General features: G+C 69.2%; 21 protein-coding genes and 3 pseudogenes. 13 read left to right on the top strand and 11 right to left on the bottom strand.

Translation table 11 applies throughout. The features are described from left to right. Nucleotides 1–88 precede the first annotated feature (88 nt). The 4 genes from QQY66_RS23315 to QQY66_RS23300 form a co-directional block, all read right to left on the bottom strand. Complete coding sequence (locus QQY66_RS23315) at nt 89–1,033, bottom strand: hypothetical protein (RefSeq protein WP_301982267.1); 945 nt, start codon at nt 1,031–1,033, stop codon at nt 89–91. Nucleotides 1,034–1,458: 425 nt separating this feature from the next. Then, nucleotides 1,459–1,839, bottom strand: coding sequence for a hypothetical protein (locus tag QQY66_RS23310; protein WP_301987463.1), 381 nt, complete (start codon nt 1,837–1,839; stop codon nt 1,459–1,461). Further along, on the bottom strand, nt 1,839–2,267 hold the full coding sequence (locus QQY66_RS23305) for an ATP-binding protein (RefSeq protein ID WP_301987462.1): 429 nt from the start codon (nt 2,265–2,267) through the stop codon (nt 1,839–1,841). The genes QQY66_RS23310 and QQY66_RS23305 overlap by 1 nt, the downstream gene beginning before the upstream one ends. A gap of 46 nt (nt 2,268–2,313) precedes the next feature. After that, complete coding sequence (locus QQY66_RS23300; RefSeq protein WP_301987461.1) at nt 2,314–2,721, bottom strand: NUDIX hydrolase; 408 nt, start codon at nt 2,719–2,721, stop codon at nt 2,314–2,316. Between the two features lie 107 nt (nt 2,722–2,828). On the opposite strand from QQY66_RS23300, the gene QQY66_RS23295 reads away from it, so the two are divergent. From QQY66_RS23295 to QQY66_RS23280, 4 genes are all read left to right on the top strand, one after another. Next, a complete protein-coding gene (locus QQY66_RS23295) occupies nt 2,829–3,617 on the top strand; it encodes a GntR family transcriptional regulator (protein WP_301982266.1) in 789 nt (262 codons plus the stop codon). A 496-nt stretch (nt 3,618–4,113) separates the two neighbouring features. Further along, nucleotides 4,114–6,066 (top strand): hypothetical protein, encoded by a 1,953-nt coding sequence (locus QQY66_RS23290; protein ID WP_301982265.1) that lies wholly within the window; start codon nt 4,114–4,116, stop codon nt 6,064–6,066. 4 nt (nt 6,067–6,070) lie between these two features. Continuing rightward, nucleotides 6,071–6,487 (top strand): hypothetical protein, encoded by a 417-nt coding sequence (locus tag QQY66_RS23285; protein WP_301982264.1) that lies wholly within the window; start codon nt 6,071–6,073, stop codon nt 6,485–6,487. Next, a complete protein-coding gene (locus QQY66_RS23280; protein ID WP_301982263.1) occupies nt 6,484–8,988 on the top strand; it encodes an Hsp70 family protein in 2,505 nt (834 codons plus the stop codon). The genes QQY66_RS23285 and QQY66_RS23280 overlap by 4 nt, the downstream gene beginning before the upstream one ends. A 110-nt stretch (nt 8,989–9,098) precedes the next feature. On the opposite strand, the gene QQY66_RS23275 is transcribed toward QQY66_RS23280, so the two are convergent. Beyond that, the gene (locus tag QQY66_RS23275) at nt 9,099–9,902 is read right to left on the bottom strand and encodes a polysaccharide deacetylase family protein (RefSeq protein WP_301982262.1); all 804 of its coding nucleotides are present in this window, start codon (nt 9,900–9,902) and stop codon (nt 9,099–9,101) included. 236 nt (nt 9,903–10,138) lie between these two features. Here QQY66_RS23275 and QQY66_RS23270 point away from each other — a divergent pair, with 236 nt between their 5' ends. After that, nucleotides 10,139–11,290, top strand: a complete 1,152-nt coding sequence (locus QQY66_RS23270; RefSeq protein WP_301982261.1) for a hypothetical protein — start codon at nt 10,139–10,141, stop codon at nt 11,288–11,290. Between the two features lie 188 nt (nt 11,291–11,478). On the opposite strand, the gene QQY66_RS23265 is transcribed toward QQY66_RS23270, so the two are convergent. Next, nucleotides 11,479–11,985, bottom strand: coding sequence for an acyl-CoA thioester hydrolase/BAAT C-terminal domain-containing protein (locus tag QQY66_RS23265; protein ID WP_301982260.1), 507 nt, complete (start codon nt 11,983–11,985; stop codon nt 11,479–11,481). Nucleotides 11,986–12,124: 139 nt separating this feature from the next. Here QQY66_RS23265 and QQY66_RS23260 point away from each other — a divergent pair, with 139 nt between their 5' ends. Together QQY66_RS23260 and QQY66_RS23255 are read left to right on the top strand one after the other, a co-directional pair. Next, nucleotides 12,125–14,251, top strand: coding sequence for a nitrate- and nitrite sensing domain-containing protein (locus QQY66_RS23260; protein ID WP_301982259.1), 2,127 nt, complete (start codon nt 12,125–12,127; stop codon nt 14,249–14,251). Next, complete coding sequence (locus QQY66_RS23255) at nt 14,248–14,658, top strand: roadblock/LC7 domain-containing protein (protein ID WP_301982258.1); 411 nt, start codon at nt 14,248–14,250, stop codon at nt 14,656–14,658. Before QQY66_RS23260 ends, QQY66_RS23255 begins: the two co-directional genes overlap by 4 nt. Nucleotides 14,659–14,785: 127 nt before the next feature. Here QQY66_RS23255 and QQY66_RS23250 read toward each other — a convergent pair whose 3' ends face one another. Then, nucleotides 14,786–15,142, bottom strand: a complete 357-nt coding sequence (locus QQY66_RS23250) for a hypothetical protein (RefSeq protein ID WP_301982257.1) — start codon at nt 15,140–15,142, stop codon at nt 14,786–14,788. A gap of 168 nt (nt 15,143–15,310) precedes the next feature. Here QQY66_RS23250 and QQY66_RS23245 point away from each other — a divergent pair, with 168 nt between their 5' ends. Then, nucleotides 15,311–15,829, top strand: a complete 519-nt coding sequence (locus QQY66_RS23245; protein ID WP_301982256.1) for a hypothetical protein — start codon at nt 15,311–15,313, stop codon at nt 15,827–15,829. A gap of 249 nt (nt 15,830–16,078) precedes the next feature. On the opposite strand, the pseudogene QQY66_RS23240 reads toward QQY66_RS23245, so the two are convergent. Then, nucleotides 16,079–16,428 (bottom strand): annotated as a pseudogene (locus tag QQY66_RS23240) (DUF6879 family protein). After that, on the bottom strand, nt 16,409–16,582 hold the full coding sequence (locus QQY66_RS23235; RefSeq protein ID WP_301982255.1) for a hypothetical protein: 174 nt from the start codon (nt 16,580–16,582) through the stop codon (nt 16,409–16,411). Before QQY66_RS23235 ends, QQY66_RS23240 begins: the two are co-directional and overlap by 20 nt. A 159-nt stretch (nt 16,583–16,741) precedes the next feature. Here QQY66_RS23235 and QQY66_RS23230 point away from each other — a divergent pair, with 159 nt between their 5' ends. The 4 genes and pseudogenes from QQY66_RS23230 to QQY66_RS23215 all read left to right on the top strand — a co-directional run. Further along, nucleotides 16,742–17,164 carry a MarR family winged helix-turn-helix transcriptional regulator gene (locus QQY66_RS23230; RefSeq protein ID WP_301982254.1) on the top strand — a complete coding sequence of 141 codons (423 nt, stop codon included), beginning with the start codon at nt 16,742–16,744 and terminating at the stop codon, nt 17,162–17,164. A gap of 12 nt (nt 17,165–17,176) precedes the next feature. Then, on the top strand, nt 17,177–17,692 hold the full coding sequence (locus tag QQY66_RS23225; protein WP_301982253.1) for an aspartate carbamoyltransferase: 516 nt from the start codon (nt 17,177–17,179) through the stop codon (nt 17,690–17,692). A gap of 1 nt (nt 17,693) precedes the next feature. After that, nucleotides 17,694–18,143, top strand: coding sequence for a GNAT family N-acetyltransferase (locus QQY66_RS23220; protein ID WP_301987460.1), 450 nt, complete (start codon nt 17,694–17,696; stop codon nt 18,141–18,143). Further along, nucleotides 18,140–18,352: pseudogene (locus tag QQY66_RS23215) on the top strand (sulfite exporter TauE/SafE family protein); the annotation flags it as partial. The gene QQY66_RS23220 and the pseudogene QQY66_RS23215, both read left to right, overlap by 4 nt. A gap of 30 nt (nt 18,353–18,382) precedes the next feature. Here the strand turns inward: QQY66_RS23215 and QQY66_RS23210 are convergent. Then, nucleotides 18,383–18,812 (bottom strand): annotated as a pseudogene (locus QQY66_RS23210) (MFS transporter); the annotation flags it as partial. On the opposite strand from QQY66_RS23210, the gene QQY66_RS23205 reads away from it, so the two are divergent. Beyond that, nucleotides 18,745–18,900, top strand: a complete 156-nt coding sequence (locus QQY66_RS23205; RefSeq protein WP_301987774.1) for a hypothetical protein — start codon at nt 18,745–18,747, stop codon at nt 18,898–18,900. The pseudogene QQY66_RS23210 and the gene QQY66_RS23205 sit on opposite strands and share 68 nt — an antisense overlap. Nucleotides 18,901–19,020: 120 nt before the next feature. On the opposite strand, the gene QQY66_RS23200 is transcribed toward QQY66_RS23205, so the two are convergent. Continuing rightward, a complete protein-coding gene (locus tag QQY66_RS23200; RefSeq protein ID WP_301982252.1) occupies nt 19,021–19,479 on the bottom strand; it encodes an ArsI/CadI family heavy metal resistance metalloenzyme in 459 nt (152 codons plus the stop codon). Nucleotides 19,480–19,516: the final 37 nt, after the last annotated feature.

The following is a 19,516-nucleotide window of genomic DNA, read 5'->3' as shown; positions in this document are numbered from 1 at the left end:
GCCTCATATCTTTGAGGATCACAGGGTCACGCCCTATTCCATGAAAGGTTGCTTTATTGCGCCTTCCGTGAATCTCCGGGCTGGTCTATTAGCCACCCAGGCCGAAGTAGCTGAGAACTAGCTCTGTAACCACTCCGCCTGCAACCCCGGTACCAATAGCTTCAGATGACCTGGCTCCGAGAGCCATAACCCTTCCAAGCCATCCCTGAACGCGAGGGCCAGGTTCAGACAGTGTGCCCCCAGCGTCAGTGCGGTCCTCTGCAACGGCCTCAGCTAGAGAGGTCAGTAGCTCTTCATTGACTCCCGCTTGTCTCAACCTCTCGATGAGTTCATCATCTGTCTTGGGAGGGTTGACGTAAGAGTTTTGAGTGAAGTTACTTGAATTTAGTGCAACGTTCGATCCAGCGCCGTTGACTACCGTGTTGAAGATCTCGTTCCCTTTTTCGGATGTCACGAGTGATTCTCCAGCCTTCTCGCCAGCCTCAGGGTCTTCCGCTTCCAGCTTGAGTGCAAAATCAAGAATTCGTGTGCGCACTGAGTCTAGAACGGCATGCAGTTGGGAGGGCGCGATTGACCGCCAGATGCGCGTTGCACCCATTCCTTCGTAAAGAGTGAAATCGCCGCGACTGTGATGATAGTTGAATTGCGCCACCATGTCTGCCGTCCATGGTGCGCCAATTCCACCCCTTAGATCCCCTCTTAGGATTTCTTCAATCTCAGAAACGCTTTGACGGATGTGAGTACTGGACAGTCGTGCCGGATTGAACCTATCGGGTAGCATGGAAATGGCGATGGGGGCATTGTTCATGCCTGAGCCGAAAGGGCCTACGAAGTTACCCAAAGTGTGGACCGGGATAGGTCCTCGATAAGCCGGAACCTCATCATCAGGATATCCCTGTAGCTCAGATTCGATCCACTTCAGGGCTTCGGAAATTCGCAAGCGAGTTGCTGCAATTCGAGCCTGACGAAGAAGGCTTGTCGTGGATACCGTTTCGCCAGCAGCATCTCTAATTAGGTCTTGCAGTAGCGCCATTCGAACCCTGCCTATGCTCGTGCCATTCGGAGTCGCAGAGCCTCGCCCGCAGTTGTTTCGTCTACAGTGTGCCGCACTCGTGAGGTCGGCGTAGCGGCTTTGGGCTGGAGCTGCTTTGGCGCGAGTGATCATGGCCCCGTAAGCTTCCGGCGCGTCGGGTAGTCTGTGGACCTGCCCGGTAAAGCACGACGTTGGGGCCATGATCTTCGAGGCTCGCGCCAAAGTGGCTGCGTAAAGCCGCGGAGCCGACCGCCCCAGCCACGACGTACCCCTTCTCTGGCATCAGGCGGCTGATTGCTGTGTGCGCGGCACGGGCGCCGGCCGGGCTGGAGCGGGGCGGAGACAGGAGCGCAGGCCCGGCCGGGGGCCGGGCCGCGCGCGGGGAGCGGAGCGAGCCGCCTTGAACCCGTAGAGAAAGTTGTAACTCAGTCGGTCGCGTGGGGCTCGAAGTCGTAAGCACAGGATGGAAGTTCGGCGTCTCGGCGGCGTGCCAGCGGTAGGAAGAGCACGGGCCGGATCGTCCAGGTGATGAGTGTGTCGGCTTGGGTCACCGACACCGTGCACGGCTCGAACCGCAGGAGCGCTCGCCTGGTCCTGATGCGGCCGAAGTACAGCCAGTGCCATGCTTCGTCGGAGGCGTCCGGGTCCAGTGCTGGCGTGATGGTGCGGAGCGTGGTCGCAACCCATCTGTCAGCCTGGGGTGCTGAGTAGGCGTCGAAGGATGCGCGGAGTGTCGGCTGTCCTGGGGTGTCGGTGAGGTCTTCGGTCCAGCATTCGCACCAGAAGCCGGGCAAGGGCCTGTCCATCAGCACGGGTGACCTCCCGCACGCGTATCGGTGAAGAGTTCCGCTGTGACCGTGTGGCCGCCGTTGCTGTCGTGGACCACGACCCGGTGGGCGATCACGCTGACCATGCCCAAGCCTCGGCCGTGCTCCGCCTCCTGGTCCTCGTGCTCGACCTTGGGGGGTGTGCCGGTGCCTCCGTCATCCGTCACTGACAGGGCGATCACCTGGGCTGACACTGCCAGGGCCAGATGGAAGGTTCCGCAGTCACGCCCGCTGGCCGTATGCAGGATCGCGTTCGCGCTCAGCTCGCTCACGATCAGTTCGGCATCTTCCGCTAAGGGCGAGTCGCGCAGGATGTCGCGGGTCCAGCGGCGGGCCCGGCTGACCTCTTCCGGAAGGCCTGGGCAAGTGAGTCCCCAGACCCGGGGGGTACTCATATACTCGTGCATACAAGTTCCTTCGTGCTGGTAGGCAGCCATGTGCAGCGGGTTCGGGCTAGACGAGTTTCACGCCGTCGTGGGCGCGGATAGCCGGCGGAGACGCTGCGTCGAGGGCGTCCAGGACGCGGATTGCGTATGCCTCGTCGGCGAGTTCGGAGACTTCTTCGCGGGTGGCCCAGCGCAGCGCGCGGGTCTCGCTTCCCGTGGTGGGCGTGCCGTCGGCGGCTTCGCAGCGGAAGACCAGCGAGACGATCAAGCCTGTCATGTTTTTGTAGACGCCGGTCAGGGTCGCGGGAAGTGCGATCTTGATGCCGGTTTCTTCGAGGACTTCGCGTTGGAGGGCCTCGGGGATGGTTTCCTCGCGTTCGAGGACGCCGCCCGGGGGTTCCCACTTGCCGTTGTCGCGGCGCTGGATCAGGAGGGCACGGCCCTGGGTGTCGACGACAACCCCGGCGACGCTCACGGAGTGCGGGCGGTCAGTGCTCACGTTCCTCGGCCCTCTCGGCTGGCTAGGCTCTCCACCGTAGCAACAACACTCGCCCACTCGTCTAGATATCTAAGGGAGTACGCGTGAGCCCTCTTCCTTCGGGCCTTCTCGGTGATCTCGACCCCACGAGCGATCGTGCGGTCTTCCGGCAGATTGCTGATCAGTTGCGTGAAGCCATTGACCGTGGGCGGTTCAGAGAAGGCGACAAGCTGCCCTCGGAGGCTGAACTTGTCGATCATTACGGGGTTTCCCGTATGACGGTTCGAAACTCCTTCTCCATCCTTCAGGGTGAGGGGCTCGTGCATGCCGAGCACGGCAAGGGTGTCTTCGTCCGGCCCCGGCCTCCCGTGCGGCGGCTCGCCTCCGACCGGTTCGCCCGGCGGCACCGGGAGCAGGGCAAGTCCGCCTTCATCGTCGAGGCCGACGCGGCCGGCAGCCACCCTCAGGTCGACAGCCTGGAGGTCAAGCAAGAGAAGCCCAGCCAGGACATCTCCACCCGGCTCGGGTCCGTACGCCGCGTGCTCGCACGTCGGCGCCGGTATCTCCTCGACGGGCGGCCCGTGGAGTTCGCCACCTCCTACCTGCCCCTCGACATTGCGCGCGGGACCCCCATCGCCGAGCCCAACCCCGGTCCGGGTGGCATCTACGCCCGCCTCGAAGAACTCGGCCACCGCCTCGACCACTTCGAGGAGGAGATCCGCGCCCGGATGCCCTCACCCGCCGAAGTGAAGACACTCCGGCTGGCCTCCGGCGTGCCGGTCATCCACCTCATCCGTACCGCCTTCGACACGGAGGGGCGAGCCGTGGAGGTCTGCGACACGGTGATGGCGGCGGACGCGTACGTGTTGTCGTACCAACTTCCGGCGACCTGATCGGCATGGTGTGCGGTGGTGTGTGGGGGCGCTGTCCCGAACTCATCCGCCTCAACAGGCCTACTCGTATAGGCGAGTCGGCAAGTTGCAAACTAGCAGGTGAGCAGGTCACGTGTGGTTCAGAGGCGCCAAGGCAGGCGAGAGCTTGGCGGAGGAATGCCAGGAAGGGCGCGGGCCAGATCGTCCATGTGATGCGCGTGCCCGGATATAGAAGTACGACTCCATAAAACATACCCCTATATCTTGCGAAGGGGGTGGCGTCGCCTGAACCTGGCCCAGCGACGATCTCGGCCGCCCACGTCGGACCGCCGCACTGCCCCCGCATCCCGTGAAGGCCAGCCGAGCCGTGGAGCCTTGCGGAGAACGGGAGTTGAAGGGGACGACCGGCGAAGAGCCCACCCACGGCGGACGCCGGGATGGATCGGGGACCGGTCCCGACGGGCCGGCGACAGACTCGGCGTCGTCGTTGGCGGCGGGCAGCGGTCGGAGGGGTCCCATGGCTCGGGTGGAGGTGCCGACGTGGCTCGGGGACGCCCTGGACCGGGAGCTGTACCGGCGTAATGCGTTCCGGGTCAGCGGGCTGGCGGTGACGGCGACGCCGCGGGCGGTGCGGCGTCGGGTCTCCGAGGTGCGTGCGGCCGAGGCGCTGAGGGCTGAACGGACCGGGGGGCCGGCGGCGGGGGAGGCGCGGTGGCTGGCGCCGGACCCGGTGCCCGACCACATCGCCGTACGGGAGGCACTGCGGCGGCTGGAGGATCCGGTACGGCGGGTGGTGGACGAGTTCTTCTGGTTCTGGCCGCTTGCGGAGACCGGCGGGACGGAGTTGACGCAGGCTCGGGAGGTGTGGGCCCGGCTCGCCGGATCCCCTGCCGAAGCGGCAGCCGATCCGAGGGCCCGCACCATCGCCGTCCACAACCTCGCCGTCCTCCACCACACCGAAGCCCTGGAGGCGAAGGCGTTCCTGGGCGACGGCACGCTCCGGATGCTGTGGGAGCGGGCCTACCGGTACTGGCGGCTGGTGCTGGCGGACGACGGCTGCTGGCAGTGGGTCGACGAGCGGATCCGCGTACTCGACGACCCCCGGCTGCGCACGGTGGACGGCGCCGCATTCCGGGAGGCCCTGCCCGCGGTGCTGCTGGACCTGCACGCGCAGGTCGCGGTGGACGCTGCCCGGCAGCGAGGGGGCGAGGACGCTGCCCGGCAGCACGTGTCGCTGATGCGGGGCTTGAAAGTGAGCGACGGGGTGGTGGACGCCGCCCTCCGCCGCGTTGTCGCGCCGCTCGCCGCCGCAGTCCGGAACCGGACGGAGGCCTTACCCGGCCCCGGTGCGGACCCGGCGGCGCTGGAGCGGGCCGCCGACTCGCTGCTGGCCGAGACGAAGACGGACGTCCGGGTGCTGCGTGCCGTACTGGGCAAGAAGCACGCCGTGGTGGCCGATGCGGCCGACGAGGTGGCGGGCGCGGTCAACGCCTGCTCGGTGGCCTGTGCGAACAGCCTGACCTCGAACGCGTCCACCGCCCACGACCCCCTCGTCAACCGGGCCGCCGCGCACCTGCGGTCGGCGCGCGGGCTCGCCGCGAGCGGCGACGTACGCACCCTTGTCGAGAAGAACCTCGCCGTGCTGCTGAGCAACGACATCCTCCTGGAGTGCAAGGAGACCGTGGAGCGCGGCGAGCGGTCGCCGGGGCGTGCCGCGGAGCAGGCGTCCCGGCTGCTGGACACCGTAGAACCGCGCCTGCGTGAGCTGCGGGAGCTGCGTCCGCACGCCCCCGAGACCGACCAGGTCCGCGACGCGGTGGCCATGGCGGCGTGCAAGCTGTTCACCGAGTACGCCAACACCACCCGCGACCGCGTCAAGGCCCTCGCCGGCTACCGCAGGGTGCTGCCCCTCGCCGTGAGCGAGGAGGGCCGGTCGGTGATCCGGAAGAACATCGACACGCTCGACCGGGCGGCGACCTACCAGTCTTCGTTCGATTTCGATACGGCACCGGCGGTCGCCGGAATCCCGGGGCAGTGCTTCCGCTGCGGCCGGTCCGTGGGTGCGTCCGAGGTGCTGACCGTCGCCCGGGACGGCATCGGGGGCCCGCAGAGCATCGGGATTCCGTGCTGCGCCAACTGCCGGTCCCAGGCGCGGGTCCTGCTGGGTCAGGCCGGGCTGTCACCGGACCCGTACGCGCCGCCCACGCGTCGGCCCAACCCGTACGCGGGATCGTATGGGGACTCGCTCGTGCGGGCGGTCCTGTTGATCTACGCCCCCTGGGTTCTGGAGCGGCGAGGCAAGACGATCCTCGCGCTGGTCGTCGTACTGGCTGCGGCCGGTCTGATCGTCGCCAGTTTCGTAGTCGGGCGCACCACCCCCACTGGGGAGGCGCTGGGCCAGTGGGGCGGCGCGGGCGGTGGCGTGCTCCTGATGTTGTTGGCCTGCCTACCGAGCAACAGGGAGAAGTGATCTGATGCCGCCCACCCCTCCCGGCACCGGGACCCCCACCCCCACGCCCGCACCCCTCACCGCCCCCGTCGTCCTGGAGGCCGGTGCCCTCGTCGAGCTCGCCACGGCCGTGTGGCGGCTGCGCAACAAGGTCGAGGTGGCCGACGGCACCTCCGCCGGGGTGCGCCGCCACCTCGACGCCGTCGTGGACGCCCTCGTGGAGAGCGGCGTACAGACCCGGTCGTACGACGGCACCGTCTTCGACCCCGGGCTGCGGATGCGGGTCCTGGCCTACCAGCCGATGCCCGGCCTGGAACGCGACGAGGTCGTGGAGACCGTCCGGCCCGCCGTGTACCTGCGCGGTACGCCCCTCGCGCTGGGCGAAGTGATCGTGGGCACGCCGCCGGAGGAGCCCAAAGAGGAAGGGGGAGCGGGACAGTGAGCAGGACCAGCAGGACCACCATCGACATCGGGATCGACCTCGGCACCACGAACAGCGCGGTCGCCGTACTGCGCGGTGTGCAGACGGAGGTGATCAAGAACAACGACGGCGACGAGACCACCCCGTCGGCGGTCTGGATCGACCGCCGGGACCGGCTCTTCGTCGGGCGCCCGGCCCGGGAGCGGTGCGAGCGCGACCCGGACAACACCGGTGTCGAGTTCAAGCTGCGCATGGGCATGGCCGGCCAGGACAAGCACTTCCCCGCCTCCGGCCGCACCCTGACGCCGGAGCAGATGTCCGCCGAGGTGCTCTCCGCGCTACGGGGGGACGTCGCGGCGCGGCTGGACGAGGAGATCCGCGCGGCGGTGATCACCGTACCGGCCGCGTTCGACCTGAACGCCTGCGAGGCCACCCGGCGGGCGGCCGGACTGGGCGGCCTGGAGTTCACCCGGCTGCTCCAGGAGCCCGCGGCGGCTGCCCACGCGTACGGCTTCCAGGCCACGGACGAGAACGCGATGTGGCTGGTGTACGACTTCGGCGGGGGGACGTTCGACGCGGCCGTGATCCGGCTGCGGGACGGGGAGTTCTCGGTCGTCGGCCACCGCGGCGACAACTTCCTCGGCGGAAAGCTCGTCGACTGGCGGATCGTGGAGGAGCTGCTGATCCCGGCCGCCGTCCGCCAGGTCCCGCAGCTGGCCGACCTGTCCCGCGGCAACCCGCGGTGGCGGGCCGCCGTCGCCACGCTGAAGCAGGCCGCCGAGACCGTGAAGATACGGCTGTCCCGCGCGCACGCCGCCGACATCGACGTAGAACTGGTCGACGACACCGGCGGCCGGTACGAGTTCTTCCACGAGCTGCGCCGCGCCGACGTGGAACGGCTCGCCGAACCCTTCGTCACCCGGTCGGTCAACCTGTGCCGCACGGTGCTCGACGAACTCGGCGCGGGACCCGGGGACATCGAGAAGGTGATCATGGTGGGCGGGCAGACCGCCATGCCCTTCCTGCGCGAGCGCCTGGCCGACCCGCGCCACGGCCTCGGCATCCCGATGGACTTCGGGCACGACCCGATGACCGTGGTGGCCCGCGGCGCCGCGATCTTCGCCGGTGCCCAGCCGCTCCCCGACGACTGGACCACGCCCGTGCCGGAGCCGGGCGCCTTCACGCTGCGCTGCGAGTACCCGCGGGTCAGCCCCGACCTGGACCCGGTGGTGGTCGGCCGGGTGAGTGCCGCCGACGGCACAGCCGCCTCCGGAATGTCCGTGGAACTGCTCAACGAGGAGTCGGACCCGCCCTGGCACAGCGGCCGTATCGCCCTGTCCGCACGCGGCGAGTTCACCAGCACGCTGCGCGCCGAGCCCGGCCGGCGCAACACCTTCGCCGTCGTCCTGACGGACGCCGCCGGAACCCGGCAGCGCCTCACCCCCGACCTGCTCACCTACACCGTCGGCGCCGTCGAGACCGATCCCATGCTCACCCACGCCCTCGGCGTCGGCCTCGCCGACAACCAGGTACGCCCGCTCGTCGAACGGGGCGCGCGGCTTCCGGTACGGCGCACAGCACCCCTGCGCACCACCGTCACCGTCGAGCGGGGCGCCAGCGGCGGACTGATCCGCATCCCCGTCCTGGAGGGCGAACGCCCCCGAGCCGACCGCAACCGCACCATCGGCCGCATCGAAGTCGGCGCCGACCGGGTGAGCCGGACCGTGCCGGCCGGCAGCGAGGTACGGCTCACCGTCGAGATCGACGCCTCCCGGCTGGTGAAGGTCAGCGCCTTCGTGCCCCTGCTGGACGAGGCGTTCGAGACCACCGTCAACCTGGTCGGCGAACCCGCCGTCGACCACGCCGAACTACGGCTGGACGCCGACGCGGAACAGGCCAGGCTCGGCGAACTGCGCACCCGCTGCGCCTCCTTGGACAGCCCCGTCGCCGCCCTGCTGCTCCAGCGTGTGGACGACGAGGACCTGCTCGGCGAGCTGGACCGGGCGGTCGAGGCGGCCCGGCACGACCCCGACGAGGCGGGCCGTGCAGCCAAGTGCCTGCTCGATCTGCGGGTCGCCCTGGACGCCGTGGAAGACGAACTGACCTGGCCAGAACTCGTCCGGGCGGCCGAGTCGTTGCTGACCGAGGTCCGCGACCTGGTCGCCGCACACGGCAGCCCTTCCGACCGCGAGGACCTGCCGGTCTACGAGCGCGACATCGCCGACGCCGTGGAGTCCCGCGACGCCGACCTGCTGCGCCGCCGTACCGAGCGGCTGCGCGAGCACGCCATGCGCGTCCTGGACCGCGCCGGGGTGCTGCAGCCGCTCGTCTTCGACAACCTGGCCCGCTACCGCGACCGGATGCGCCACCCGTCCAGGGCCGACCGTCTCATCCGCGACGGCGAACGCGCCCGGGACGCGGGCGAGCAGGAACGCCTGCGCTCCATCAACATCGAGCTGCAGTCCCTGCTGCCCGAGCCTCCGCCGCCGCCCGACTTTGCGAGCACGGTGCGGGCCACCTGAGGACCGCGCGGCCCCGCAAGGCGCCGGGTGGGGCACGACCGGGATCGGCACACGGGGAAGTCGGGTTCAGCGCGCGGGGAATTCGGGATCAGTGCACGAGGAAATCCGGTTCAGCGCACGGGGAACCCGAACGAATACCCCTGCTCCTTCAACCACGGCAGGACTTCCCGCAGGGCGGCCACGGTCTGGGAGCGGTCTCCACCCGCGTCGTGGAAGAGGAGGGTCGGGCCGTTGGAGATCTCGTTCTTGACGGTGGCGACGATGGTCTCCGTACCGGGGCGCTTCCAATCCATGGTGTCGACGTTCCAGCCGAGCGGGCGCATGCCATGGGACGCGGCGAGGTGGCGGCTGTACGGGGTGAAGGCACCGCCCGGGGCCCGGTAGTACATCGGCCGTACGCCCCCGGACGCCTCGGTGATCATGCGCTCGGCGTCGAGTATCTGCTGTGACTGATAGGCCTCGGACTTCTTGTCCATGGCGACGTCGTGCGACACCGTGTGGTCACAGAGCCGGTGCCCGGCCGCCACCACCTCCTTGACCAGGTCCGGATGGGCGCGAGCCTGCGTGCCCACCATGCAGAACGTGGCCTTCACCCCGTTGTCCCGCAGCACCTGCAGCGCCTCCGGTGTCCAGGTGGGGTCCGGCCCGTCGTCGATGGTGATGTTGAGGCTGCGGGCACCTCCGTCCGAGGCATGCGCGATCTCCGGCGACACGGACGCCACCTTCTTCCGGCCCGGTGACTGCGCGCTCGGCTGGGACGAGTTGGCGGGCGTCGAGACGTCAGTCCTGGCGGGCCGCCCCTCGGTGGAACCGAGCTGTGTGTCCCAGACCGAGACCATGGCAGCCACCGCGGTCACTCCGACCGCCGCCGCGAGCATCTTGCCGTACCACCCTCGTCCGCCACTTCGCCTCATGTCCGCTGTCCCTCGCCGTCGCTGTGGAGCCTGTGCGTCCGTGAAGAGGGAGGAAGCCGGCCGAGGGATCCGTCTGTTACCGGTCGGGGACAATTCCGCAGGCTTACGGCCCTCCTGTGTCGTACGACCCGATCTCGGCCGAAGACAGAACCCGACCTGCCGTCCGGCCATCTCAAGAAGGGGTCCATGACCTGTGGAGACCATGTGGGGCGACAAGGGCCGAAGGGAAAGCGGGCGTGCCTGTCATCAGTCAGCGGGTGCACCTGGTGCTGCTCGCGGCCTGGACCGTCCTGTGGTTCGCCGTGGTCGAGCCGCACGGGGGGTTCTCCTGGCACTATCTGCGCACCGGCGGGGAGTTGCTCTACGCGGGCTCCGGCAGGGCGGACGGAGGGCTGAACCTGTACGCCCATCACCCCGAACTGCAGATGGGACCCGTCAGCTTCCTGGTGGCGGGCCTGTTCAACCCCTTCTCCGAGGCCGTCGGGCAGTTCCTGGCCGCCGCCGTGATGTCCCTGCTCGGCCTGGTGATCCTTGTGGTGGCCGGACGCAGCGCCGCCCAGTACTTCCTTGGCACCGGGACCAACCACCAGCGGCTGCGGCAGCGCGTGCTGATCGCGGGCCTGGCCTTCATCCCGATGTGGATCGAGGTCGCGGTCCGCTTCGGCCACCTCGACGACGTCCTGGCCCTCTTCTTCACGACCTTGGCCGTGAGCTCCCTCACCCGACGCAACCCGGCCGCGACCGGCATCTTCCTGGCCCTGGCCATCGACTCCAAACCGACCGCACTGGTCTTCCTGCCGCTGCTGCTCGCCCTGCCGAGAACGCAGTGGCTGCGCGCGGGCCTGTGGTGCGCGGGTCTGGTCGCGCTCGTCTGGCTGCCGTTCTTCCTCGGCGCCCCGCATTCGTTCGCCGCGGCCGAGTTCACCATCCCCAACCAGCCCGCGTCCGCCCTACGCCGGCTGGGCGTCAACGACCCCGAAACCCCTCCCTGGGACCGGCCCGCCCAGGCCGCACTGGGCCTCGCGCTGGGCTGCATCGCCGTCCGACGAGGCCGCTGGCCCGCCGTCGTCCTCCTCGGCACCAACGCCCGCATCCTCCTGGACCCCAGCGTCTACACCTACTACGGCGCGTCCGTCCTCCTGGGCACCCTCCTCTGGGACGTCATCGGCCAGCGCCGCCTGGTCCCCTGGTGGAGCTGGATCGGCCTGATCACCCTGTACGGCACCGTCTTCACCGTCCCCGACGACGCGACCCGCGGCCTGTTCCGCCTCGGCTTCGTCGCGGTCTCCACCACATACGTCCTGCTCTGGCCGGTACGGGACCGGCGCCGCCGACACCCCAGGGCGAAGCGGACGACGCTCGGCGTGCCGGAAGGATCACGTCCGTGACCGTGCGCAGGGTCACGAACCGCAACCACCGCACGCGTCATTGGCGGGCCGGAGCGGCCCATTGGGAGACGGCTGCGGACGCCGGCCCACCACGTCCCATTCCCTGATCAGCTGGGCTGCCACGACCTGGACCGTCATAACGCGTGACCCACAAGCCGACCCGGGGCAGCAGCATGCGCCGCCGCCTCCTACCGGGAACCCGCTGCGGCCTGGGCTGGACGGAGCCGTTCAAGGATGGGCGCCCAGGCGGCCCGGCCGAGCGGGGTGTCGCCGCTGGCCGTGCCGCCGTAGAGGAAGGCCGTCGAGGGCGCGGCGGGGCTCTCGCCGGGGAGGCGTGGCCGGTGTCCTGCATCGTCCCGGGCCACCACCTCCACCGGCGCGCCGACCGCGTGACGTCGCGCGGCCAACTGCTGCGCATACCGCAGGGAGGGCCACATCGCGTCGTCGGCACCGGCGACCAGCAGTACGTCGGCGCGTGCCGTCTCCACCGCAATCGCGGCGGCGTCCAGGCGTGGCGCGAAGGTTGCTCGCTCTGCTCGTACCAGCCACGGATCGTAGGAATCTGCGGCGAAGGCCCGAGTCGGTGCTGGGGGGGGAACAGCAACTGCGCGGACGGCGAGTTCGAGGACCAGCCGGTCGTCGGTGGCGGCGTCGCCCATGACCCGGCTGCCGCCGTGCACGAACAGCGTCGGCAACGGGCCGCTCGTACCTGATGGTCGGGCATCCGCGGTCACAGTCTCGCCTCCCGTGGTGTGAGAGCGGCGCAACGGAACTTCCCACGCGACCTAACAGGTCGGAAACCGGCCCCTGCGGGGGTCGGACTAGCGTCGAGACATGAGGGTGTGGACGCTTGTACGGCTGCTGCACGGACGGCTTGCCGCGATCGGCAAGGGCCGGTACGACAACGGCAGTTCAGGGCGCCACCACGGCGGCGGAACGGCTCCCGGCCGACGGTCGATGCCTGGCTGGCGCAGCATCAGGGGCCGGGTGGCGGTGGTCATCGCGGTCCCGATCTGTCTGCTGCTGGCGGTGGCCGGTCTCGCGGTGCACGGGCGCGCCGAGGCTTTCGGCGATGCCCGGACGACCCGTGCCGAGGTTGGCCTCAGCCTGCGGATCCAGGCCCTGGTGCACCAGCTGCAGCGCGAGCGCGGCCTGACCAACGGCCTGTTGGGCGGCGAGGAGGAGTTCCGCCCACAGCTCGGTGCTACGCGCAAGCGCGTTGACACGGCACTGCGCGGAATGGGTAGCGAAAGCACGGTCGAGGAAGTCATCCAGCGGAAGTTGCGGCGCCTCGCCGACACCCGAGCCGCTGCCGACAGGGGAACCGCCGACCAGGCCGCGACCCTTGCCTTCTACACCACCGCCGTTGATGCCCTGAACGCCGTCGATCCGGTGGCGGAGACCGCGACTGGCGCCGACCGTCAACTTCGTGACGGGCTCACCGCGTTGCGGGAGCTGGCCGCGGCCAAGGAGTCCGTCGCTCTCGAACGCGGACTCCTCAACGGCGTGTTCGCCGAAGGCGCCTTCCACAGCCGCGCGTACCTCGATTTCACCGAAGTCCGCGCCACGCGTGTCGCCGCCCTCGCCCGCTTCCGCCAGGTGGCCACCGCACCCCAGCGCGCGGCCCTGACGAAGGCCTTCGGAACCGACGACGCCGAACGCGCCACCGCCTACGAGAATCAGGCCGAACGTGCCGCCGACGGCTCCGCGCTGCGCGCCGACGCGGGCACCTGGTGGGACGTGATGACCGTACTCGTCGACGACCTGTACGCCGTTCAGCAGTCGGTCGGTGACGACGTACAGGGCCGGGCCGATCGGCTCAGCCACGACGCCGAGCGGGCCCTCGCCGCCTATCTTGTCGCGGCAACGTTGATGGCCGCCCTCGTCGCGGGCCTCGCCGCTTTTGCCTCCCGTTCCCTCACCCGCCCGCTCCGCGCGCTCGCCGAGGCTGCCCACGATGTGGCGCGGCACCGGTTGCCCGGGGCCGTCGCCCGTATCCAGCAGTCCCCGCAGGACCCTGTGGGGCTCCTCCCGCCGGCGGACGCGCCGGGCAACCCTGATGCACGGCTGCTGGGCGGCGCGGCGGAGATCGCCGAGGTCGCAGCGTCCCTGCGGCAGGTGGAACACACCGCTCTCCACCTGGCCGCCCAGCAGGCCGGCCTGCGCCGCAACACCACCGAATCGCTCGCCAATCTCGGCCGCCGCAACCAGAACCTCGTGCGTCGTCAGCTCGGCCTCATCACTCGCCTGGAACGGCAGGAACTCGACCCGGACGCCCTCGCCGAGCTTTTCGAGCTCGATCACCTCGCCACCCGTATGCGGCGCAACGCGGAAAGCCTGCTGGTCCTCGCCGGGCAGAATCCGCCGCGGCCCACGGCAGCACCCTCCGACGGCCTGGAAGTCGTCCAAGCCGCTGTCGCCGAGGTGGAGCAGTACCGTCGGGTCCTGATCGCGACCGTGGAGCCGGTGCGGGTGCGCGGGCACGCCGTCGCCGATGTCGCCCACCTCCTCGCCGAACTCATCGAGAACGGGCTGAATTTCTCGCCACCGACCGAAATGGTCGAGGTGCACGGCTGGTGCGACACAGAGGACGACACGTACTGCTTCGCTGTCGTCGACCACGGCATCGGCATGTCCGAGGCCGACAAAGAACGTGCGCGCGTCCTCCTCGCCGACTCCGGCGAGGAGGCCCTGCTCGCCGCACCCACCCGGTTCCTCGGCCACCTCGTCGTCGGCCGACTCGCCCATCGCCTCGGTGAAGCCACTCAAGTCCACCTCTTCGACACTCCTGGCGGCGGCCTGTCCGCACTCCTTGCCCTCCCCGGGCGCCTGCTTGCCCCTGTGGAGGGCCACTCCGCCGCACGCCCGCAGGCCCGGCCGGCTGTCTCCTCCCTGCTCAACGGCTTCCGGGCAGGTGTCGCCAGGGCCGAAGCCAGAACCTCCCAAGGAGCGTCATCGTGACCACCGCCGTCCAGAGTTTCGGCTGGCTCGTCTCGGAGTTCGTGCGCACCACCGACGGCGTCACCGACGCCGTCGCCGTCTCATCCGACGGTCTGCTCATGGCCGCCTCGGACACCCTCGGCCGAGATCGTGCCGACCACCTCGCCGCCGTGGTCTCCGGCATCACCAGCCTCGCCCAGAACGCGGCGACAGCACACGGCTTCCATGGCATGAAGCTCGTCATGATCGAAATGCTCGGGGGCTTCCTCATGGTCGGTCGCATCCGCGACGGCAGCTGCCTCGGCGTCCTCGCCGCCGAAGGGTGCGACGTCGGCCTGGTCGGCTACGAAATGGCCGTCCTCGCCGATCGCGCCGGCGAACTTCTCACCCCACAGTTGGTGCGCGAGCTGCACTCCGCGCCCAGGTGAGCCACGCCGAAGGGCCCCACCGCGAACGGTGGGAGCCCATGTGCGGGAACGTCCTGACCTGCGGTGCAGCAGGGCTTACGAAGCGCCGAGCCCGTCTCGGAAGGTTCCGGTCACGGGTGTGCAAACGTCAGAAGTCGAGATCTTTATGACTATCCGCAGGAACGCCCACATCTGAGAAGATGTCCAACGCCTGCTCCCTCATGAGGTCAGCGGCAGCGTCGTCGCCCTTCCCGACGGCGCGGGCAAGAGCCAGGAGGGTGCGGGCTTCGCCGAGTCGGTGGTCGGTCTCACGGTGTATGACCAGTGCCTCACGGCCGAGGGGTACGGCTATGGCGTACGCCGACTCGGACTGCGCTGTGCCGCACAGGACGGTCAGGGCCTGGCCCTCCACCACGCGGAATGAGTGGTCGCGCGCCAGGACCAGCGCCTGCTCGGCGTGGCTGCGGGCCTCGTCGCACCGGCCTGGTCGCAGGTAGCAGGGCACTGAGCGAGCAAAGCGATGTCCATCGCCGTGCAAAGCATGGCGATGCTCCGGAACCGGTGGGACGCCACCTGAATCACTCTCAGTGAAACGACGTGGAACGGAATATTTCTTTCCACGTCTTGTCAAAGGCGCAGAGCAACGGAAAGAACCTTGGAAAGGGGACTTCACATGGGCGGCGTGTTCCGTAGGACCGGTGGGCTCGGTCTCGCACTGGGGGCGGCCGTCGTCGCCGGTTCCGTGCTGGGGGCGGGATCCGCGTACGCGGCCGGAGCGGCGGGGCCGGAGGTGTCGGTCGGCGGCTGGTCAAAGCACGTCACGCTCAAGCCGGGCGGAGCGGCCAAGACGTTCACGGTCACCGTGCACAACTTCACGGACCACACCGTCAAGCACGTCGATGTCGGTTACAGCACCTACGCCGCCGACCAGCCCGTCCTCAAGGAGCTGGTCCACGGCAAGTGGAAGACCCTTCAGTGGGGCCACACGCCCCAGCACAACGGCGGCACCCACTCGTTCGCGGCGTTCGCGGTGGACAAGACCCTGAAGTCCGGCGCCAGCGCCACGTACAAGGTGAAGGTGTCCCTGCCGAAGAACTGGGACAAGAAGGTCACCCGCGTCAACGCCACGACTGGCGCGGAGGGCAAGGACTGGAGCTACTTCGTGCCGGTCGGCTTCAAGGTGGCGCGCTGAGTCCACCCGTCGCCCGGGGCCGGTGAAGCGCTTCACCGGCCCCGGGCGCGGCTGTCGAGCACCGCGGGCGGTGGTCGGGGGAGCGGATGACCAGTACCAGTCCGGCCCGTCCCCGCAGTGGGGTGTCGCCCGGCCGCAGCCGTCCTGTGAGGGGCGGCGCCGAGCCGCACCACAGCAGCCGGCCCTGCGGGCTTCCTGAACGCTCGAAGATGGCGATGTCACGTGGCTGCGACGGTGCTGTTCGAGCTGTCAGGCCGACTCGGCCGGGTGGAACTCTGCGTGCGGTGTTGCCCGCGCCCACACGGCCGCGAAGGCCGACTCGCAGAGCTTCGTGACCTCCGGGTCCTCCGTGAGGTGCAGCGGATGTATTTGCTGACGGGCGTCGAGCCGACCCGGGCCCGGCGGACCTCGACGCCTCGCGAGGTCGCCTCCGTGACGATGCTGTGCCAGTCGCCCCAGCGTTCGGCCGGGTCGAGTGTCATGCCGGCTTTCCAGTCGATGAAGGCCGGGTCCGACTTCATGTTGGCGTCGCGCATCTCCAGATGGACGGCCGTCCGCTGGCAGTCGCGGAACAGCTCCTCAAAGGTCGGGGTCCTCATCGGCCTTCTTCACCTTCAGGAAGAACTGCGCCATGCGCCGGGGGATCTCCACCACCGACTCGTGGCCGGGGATGTCCATCTGCCCGAGACGCTCGATGCCCTCCACCTTCCACCCCTGCACGAGGTAGCTGTCCCTTTCCTCGTCGAGACGCACCGCCGTTCGGCGAACACCTCCGTTGCCCCTGACCCCGGGCCACTGCCCAGCATGCCGAGAAGTGCGTCGACGGGCAGGTGGCCGGAGTGCCGGACTCCTGGCAAGCGCAATACAGAGAAATGGTTGTGCCGTCGAACAATCTGGTTGTACGGTCGAACCATGTCGGAAGTTGGTGGAGAAGCGGATCCTGCCCTGCTGCAGGATGTGCTGCGGGGCTTCGTCCGTGCGTTCGGGCTGCACCAGCCCGAACGCACGCCGTGTGGTCAGGCGATCCCCGTCTCCGAGGCGCACGCCCTCGGTGAGCTTGCGCAGGAGGGCGAACTGCGGCAGGTGGAACTGGGCCGCCGGCTGCGACTGGAGAAGAGCACCGTCAGTCGGCTCGTCGGGCAGCTGGCTGCCCGCGGCTGGGTCGAACGCGCCGCGGCCCCCGGCGACGGCCGTGGCGTGGTCCTGCGTCTAACGCCCTCAGGGCAGAAAGCTGCGCACAACCTCGCCGACGCGCGGGGGAGAAGTTCTCCCGGTTGCTTGATGCGATTCCACCCCACGAACGAGCGGGCGTGCTGCACGCCCTCGGAGTCCTGACGGAGGCACTGGATGAATGACGGCAAGCGCCGACTGTTGACGGCGGGGATCACCGCGGGAGGTGTCGGCGCGGCGCTGGCCGCAGTCCTGCTGATCGGCGGCCCGTGGCAGGACAGCCGAGACCGGAAGGAGACGGTCGCCGAACGCGGTCAGAGCGTGATGCCCTTCGATCTCGAACAGACCACTCACCACTTCACCCCCACTGTGATGGGCGGGGTCCAGGAGGTCGTCGCGGACCAGTCCGACGACGCCAAGCAGATCGGCCTCATACGCACACACCTCCGACAGGAGGCCAAAGCGTTCAGCCGGGGCGACTTCGGCGACCCTGCCCAGATCCACGGCGAGAACATGCCGGGCCTGGCGGAGCTGGAAGACGGCTACGAACGCATCGAGGTGCGCTACCGGGAGCGGCCCGACGGGGCCACCCTCACCTACAACACCGAAGAGCCCGCGCTGATCGATGCCCTGCACGACTGGTTCGAAGCGCAGCTCAGCGACCACGGTGACCACGCCGAAGCCGGCCACTGACATGACGATCCGTCATGACCCTTACGAGTTGCGCGTCGGCGTGCCCTCCGTCGAGGTCTTCCGCCGCCTGCGCACCGATGCCGGCCTCTCTGACAAGGCCCCCGAAGCGGTTGCGCTGGCCCTGCCCAACACCTGGCATGGGGTGATCCTCCAGTGTGAGGGGGAGCCCGTCGGCATGGGGCGCATCATCGGTGACGGCGGGACCGCGTTCCAGATCGTCGACATGTGCGTACACCCCGCACACCAGGGACGCGGCCTCGGCAAGCGCATCATGGCCGCGCTCACCGCGGAATTGGAGCGACGGGCGCCCGCCACTGCCTACGTCTCGCTGATCGCGGACGGCCCCGCGCGCTTCCTCTACGAGAAGTTCGGCTTCGCCGACACCGCCACGCACAAGTCGATCGGCATGTACCGCCTGATGGACGGGAGCACTGGCGCGAGCCGCTCATGAACATCTCGTTGGGCCGGGTGATCGAAGGACGTGGAGCGGGGGCAGCGGTGGACTGGATACTGCCGGGAGGGCTGGCCGCCGGCCTGCTGATCGCGACCTCGACCGCCCCGGTCGGCGTATCCGGCGCGGTGTTCCTCCTCCCCATCCAGCTGAGCGTCTTCGATGTGCCCAACCCGGCCATCACCCCGACCGACGTGCTGTTCAACGTGCGCCGAGCCGAACGGGCCAAGGGCTGAATAGAGGGCGATGACGACGGCGTACATGGCGAAGCTGTTCAGGGTGAGCGCGGTGGCGCGCATCAGGAACGGGCGGCTGCGGACCACCGAGCCGTTGGCGGGGGGCACGAGGGCCAGGACCACCGCGAGTACGGCGTATGCGGTGCGCCGGCTCAGGTTCTCGGCCAGCGCGGCGGTGAAGGGTGCAAGGGTGCGAAGGCGGTGGAGGCCAGGCCCCCGGCGGGGGTGAGGGCGGCGAAGACGGGTTGGTAGAAGGTGCTGGCCATGGCCACGCCGGCCAGCAGCCAGGCGGCCGTGAAGGCCGCGAGGTTGGGTGCGTAGGCGATGGCCGGCACGGCGACGAGACCCAGGACGGAGCCGTGGTCATGACGGCGCGTGGGCCTCGGCGGTCGAGAATGCGGCCGACCGGGATGCCGGTGAGGGCGGAGACCAGGAGTGCGCCGGAGAAGGCCCCGGTCGTCGCGGTCGTCGACCAGCCCGTGGCCACGGTGATCTGCGGGTTCGGCACGGGGAAGGCGTAGTAGACGGTTCCCCAGCTGGTGATCTGGGTGGCGCACAGGGCGGGCAGGGCGGCGCGAGGCCGTGACCGGTCTCCCGTTCCGGTCACGGCCTCGCTGGTGTGGAGGCCGGCCATCGACGGGTCAGCAGCAGCCGCCCGCGATGGACGGTTCCTTCGTGTCGACGCCGGTCGAGTCGGTGCAGCAGGTGCTGCCCTGTTGCTTGGCCAGCGTGTCGGCGTCGGCCTTGACGACGTAGACCTCCCAGGGCTCCTGGCCGGGGCCGTGGACCCAGACCTTGTCCTGGAGGGCGTAGCAGCAGCTGGTGTCGTTCTCCACGTCGGTGGCCAGGCCGGCCTCGCTCAGGCGGGTGGTGGCGGCGTGGACGGCTTCGGTGCTGTCGACCTCGACGCCGAGGTGGTCCATGCGTGTCGCCTCTCCCGCCGCGCCCTCGATCAGGACGAGCTTGAGCGGGGGCTCGGCGATGGCGAAGTTGGCGTAGCCGTCGCGGAGTTTGGCGGGCTCGGTGCCGAAGAGCTTGGCGTAGAAGGCGATGGATGCGGTGAGGTCTGGTACACGGAGGGCGAGCTGTACGCGGGACATGACGAACCTCCTTGGGTGGGTGGGGAGTTTTGTGGGT

It is taken from the genome of Streptomyces sp. DG2A-72, assembly GCF_030499575.1.
GTDB lineage: Bacteria > Actinomycetota > Actinomycetes > Streptomycetales > Streptomycetaceae > Streptomyces.
The sequence above is the reverse complement of the archived record's forward strand: the minus strand, read 5'-3'. Positions and strand labels throughout refer to the sequence as shown.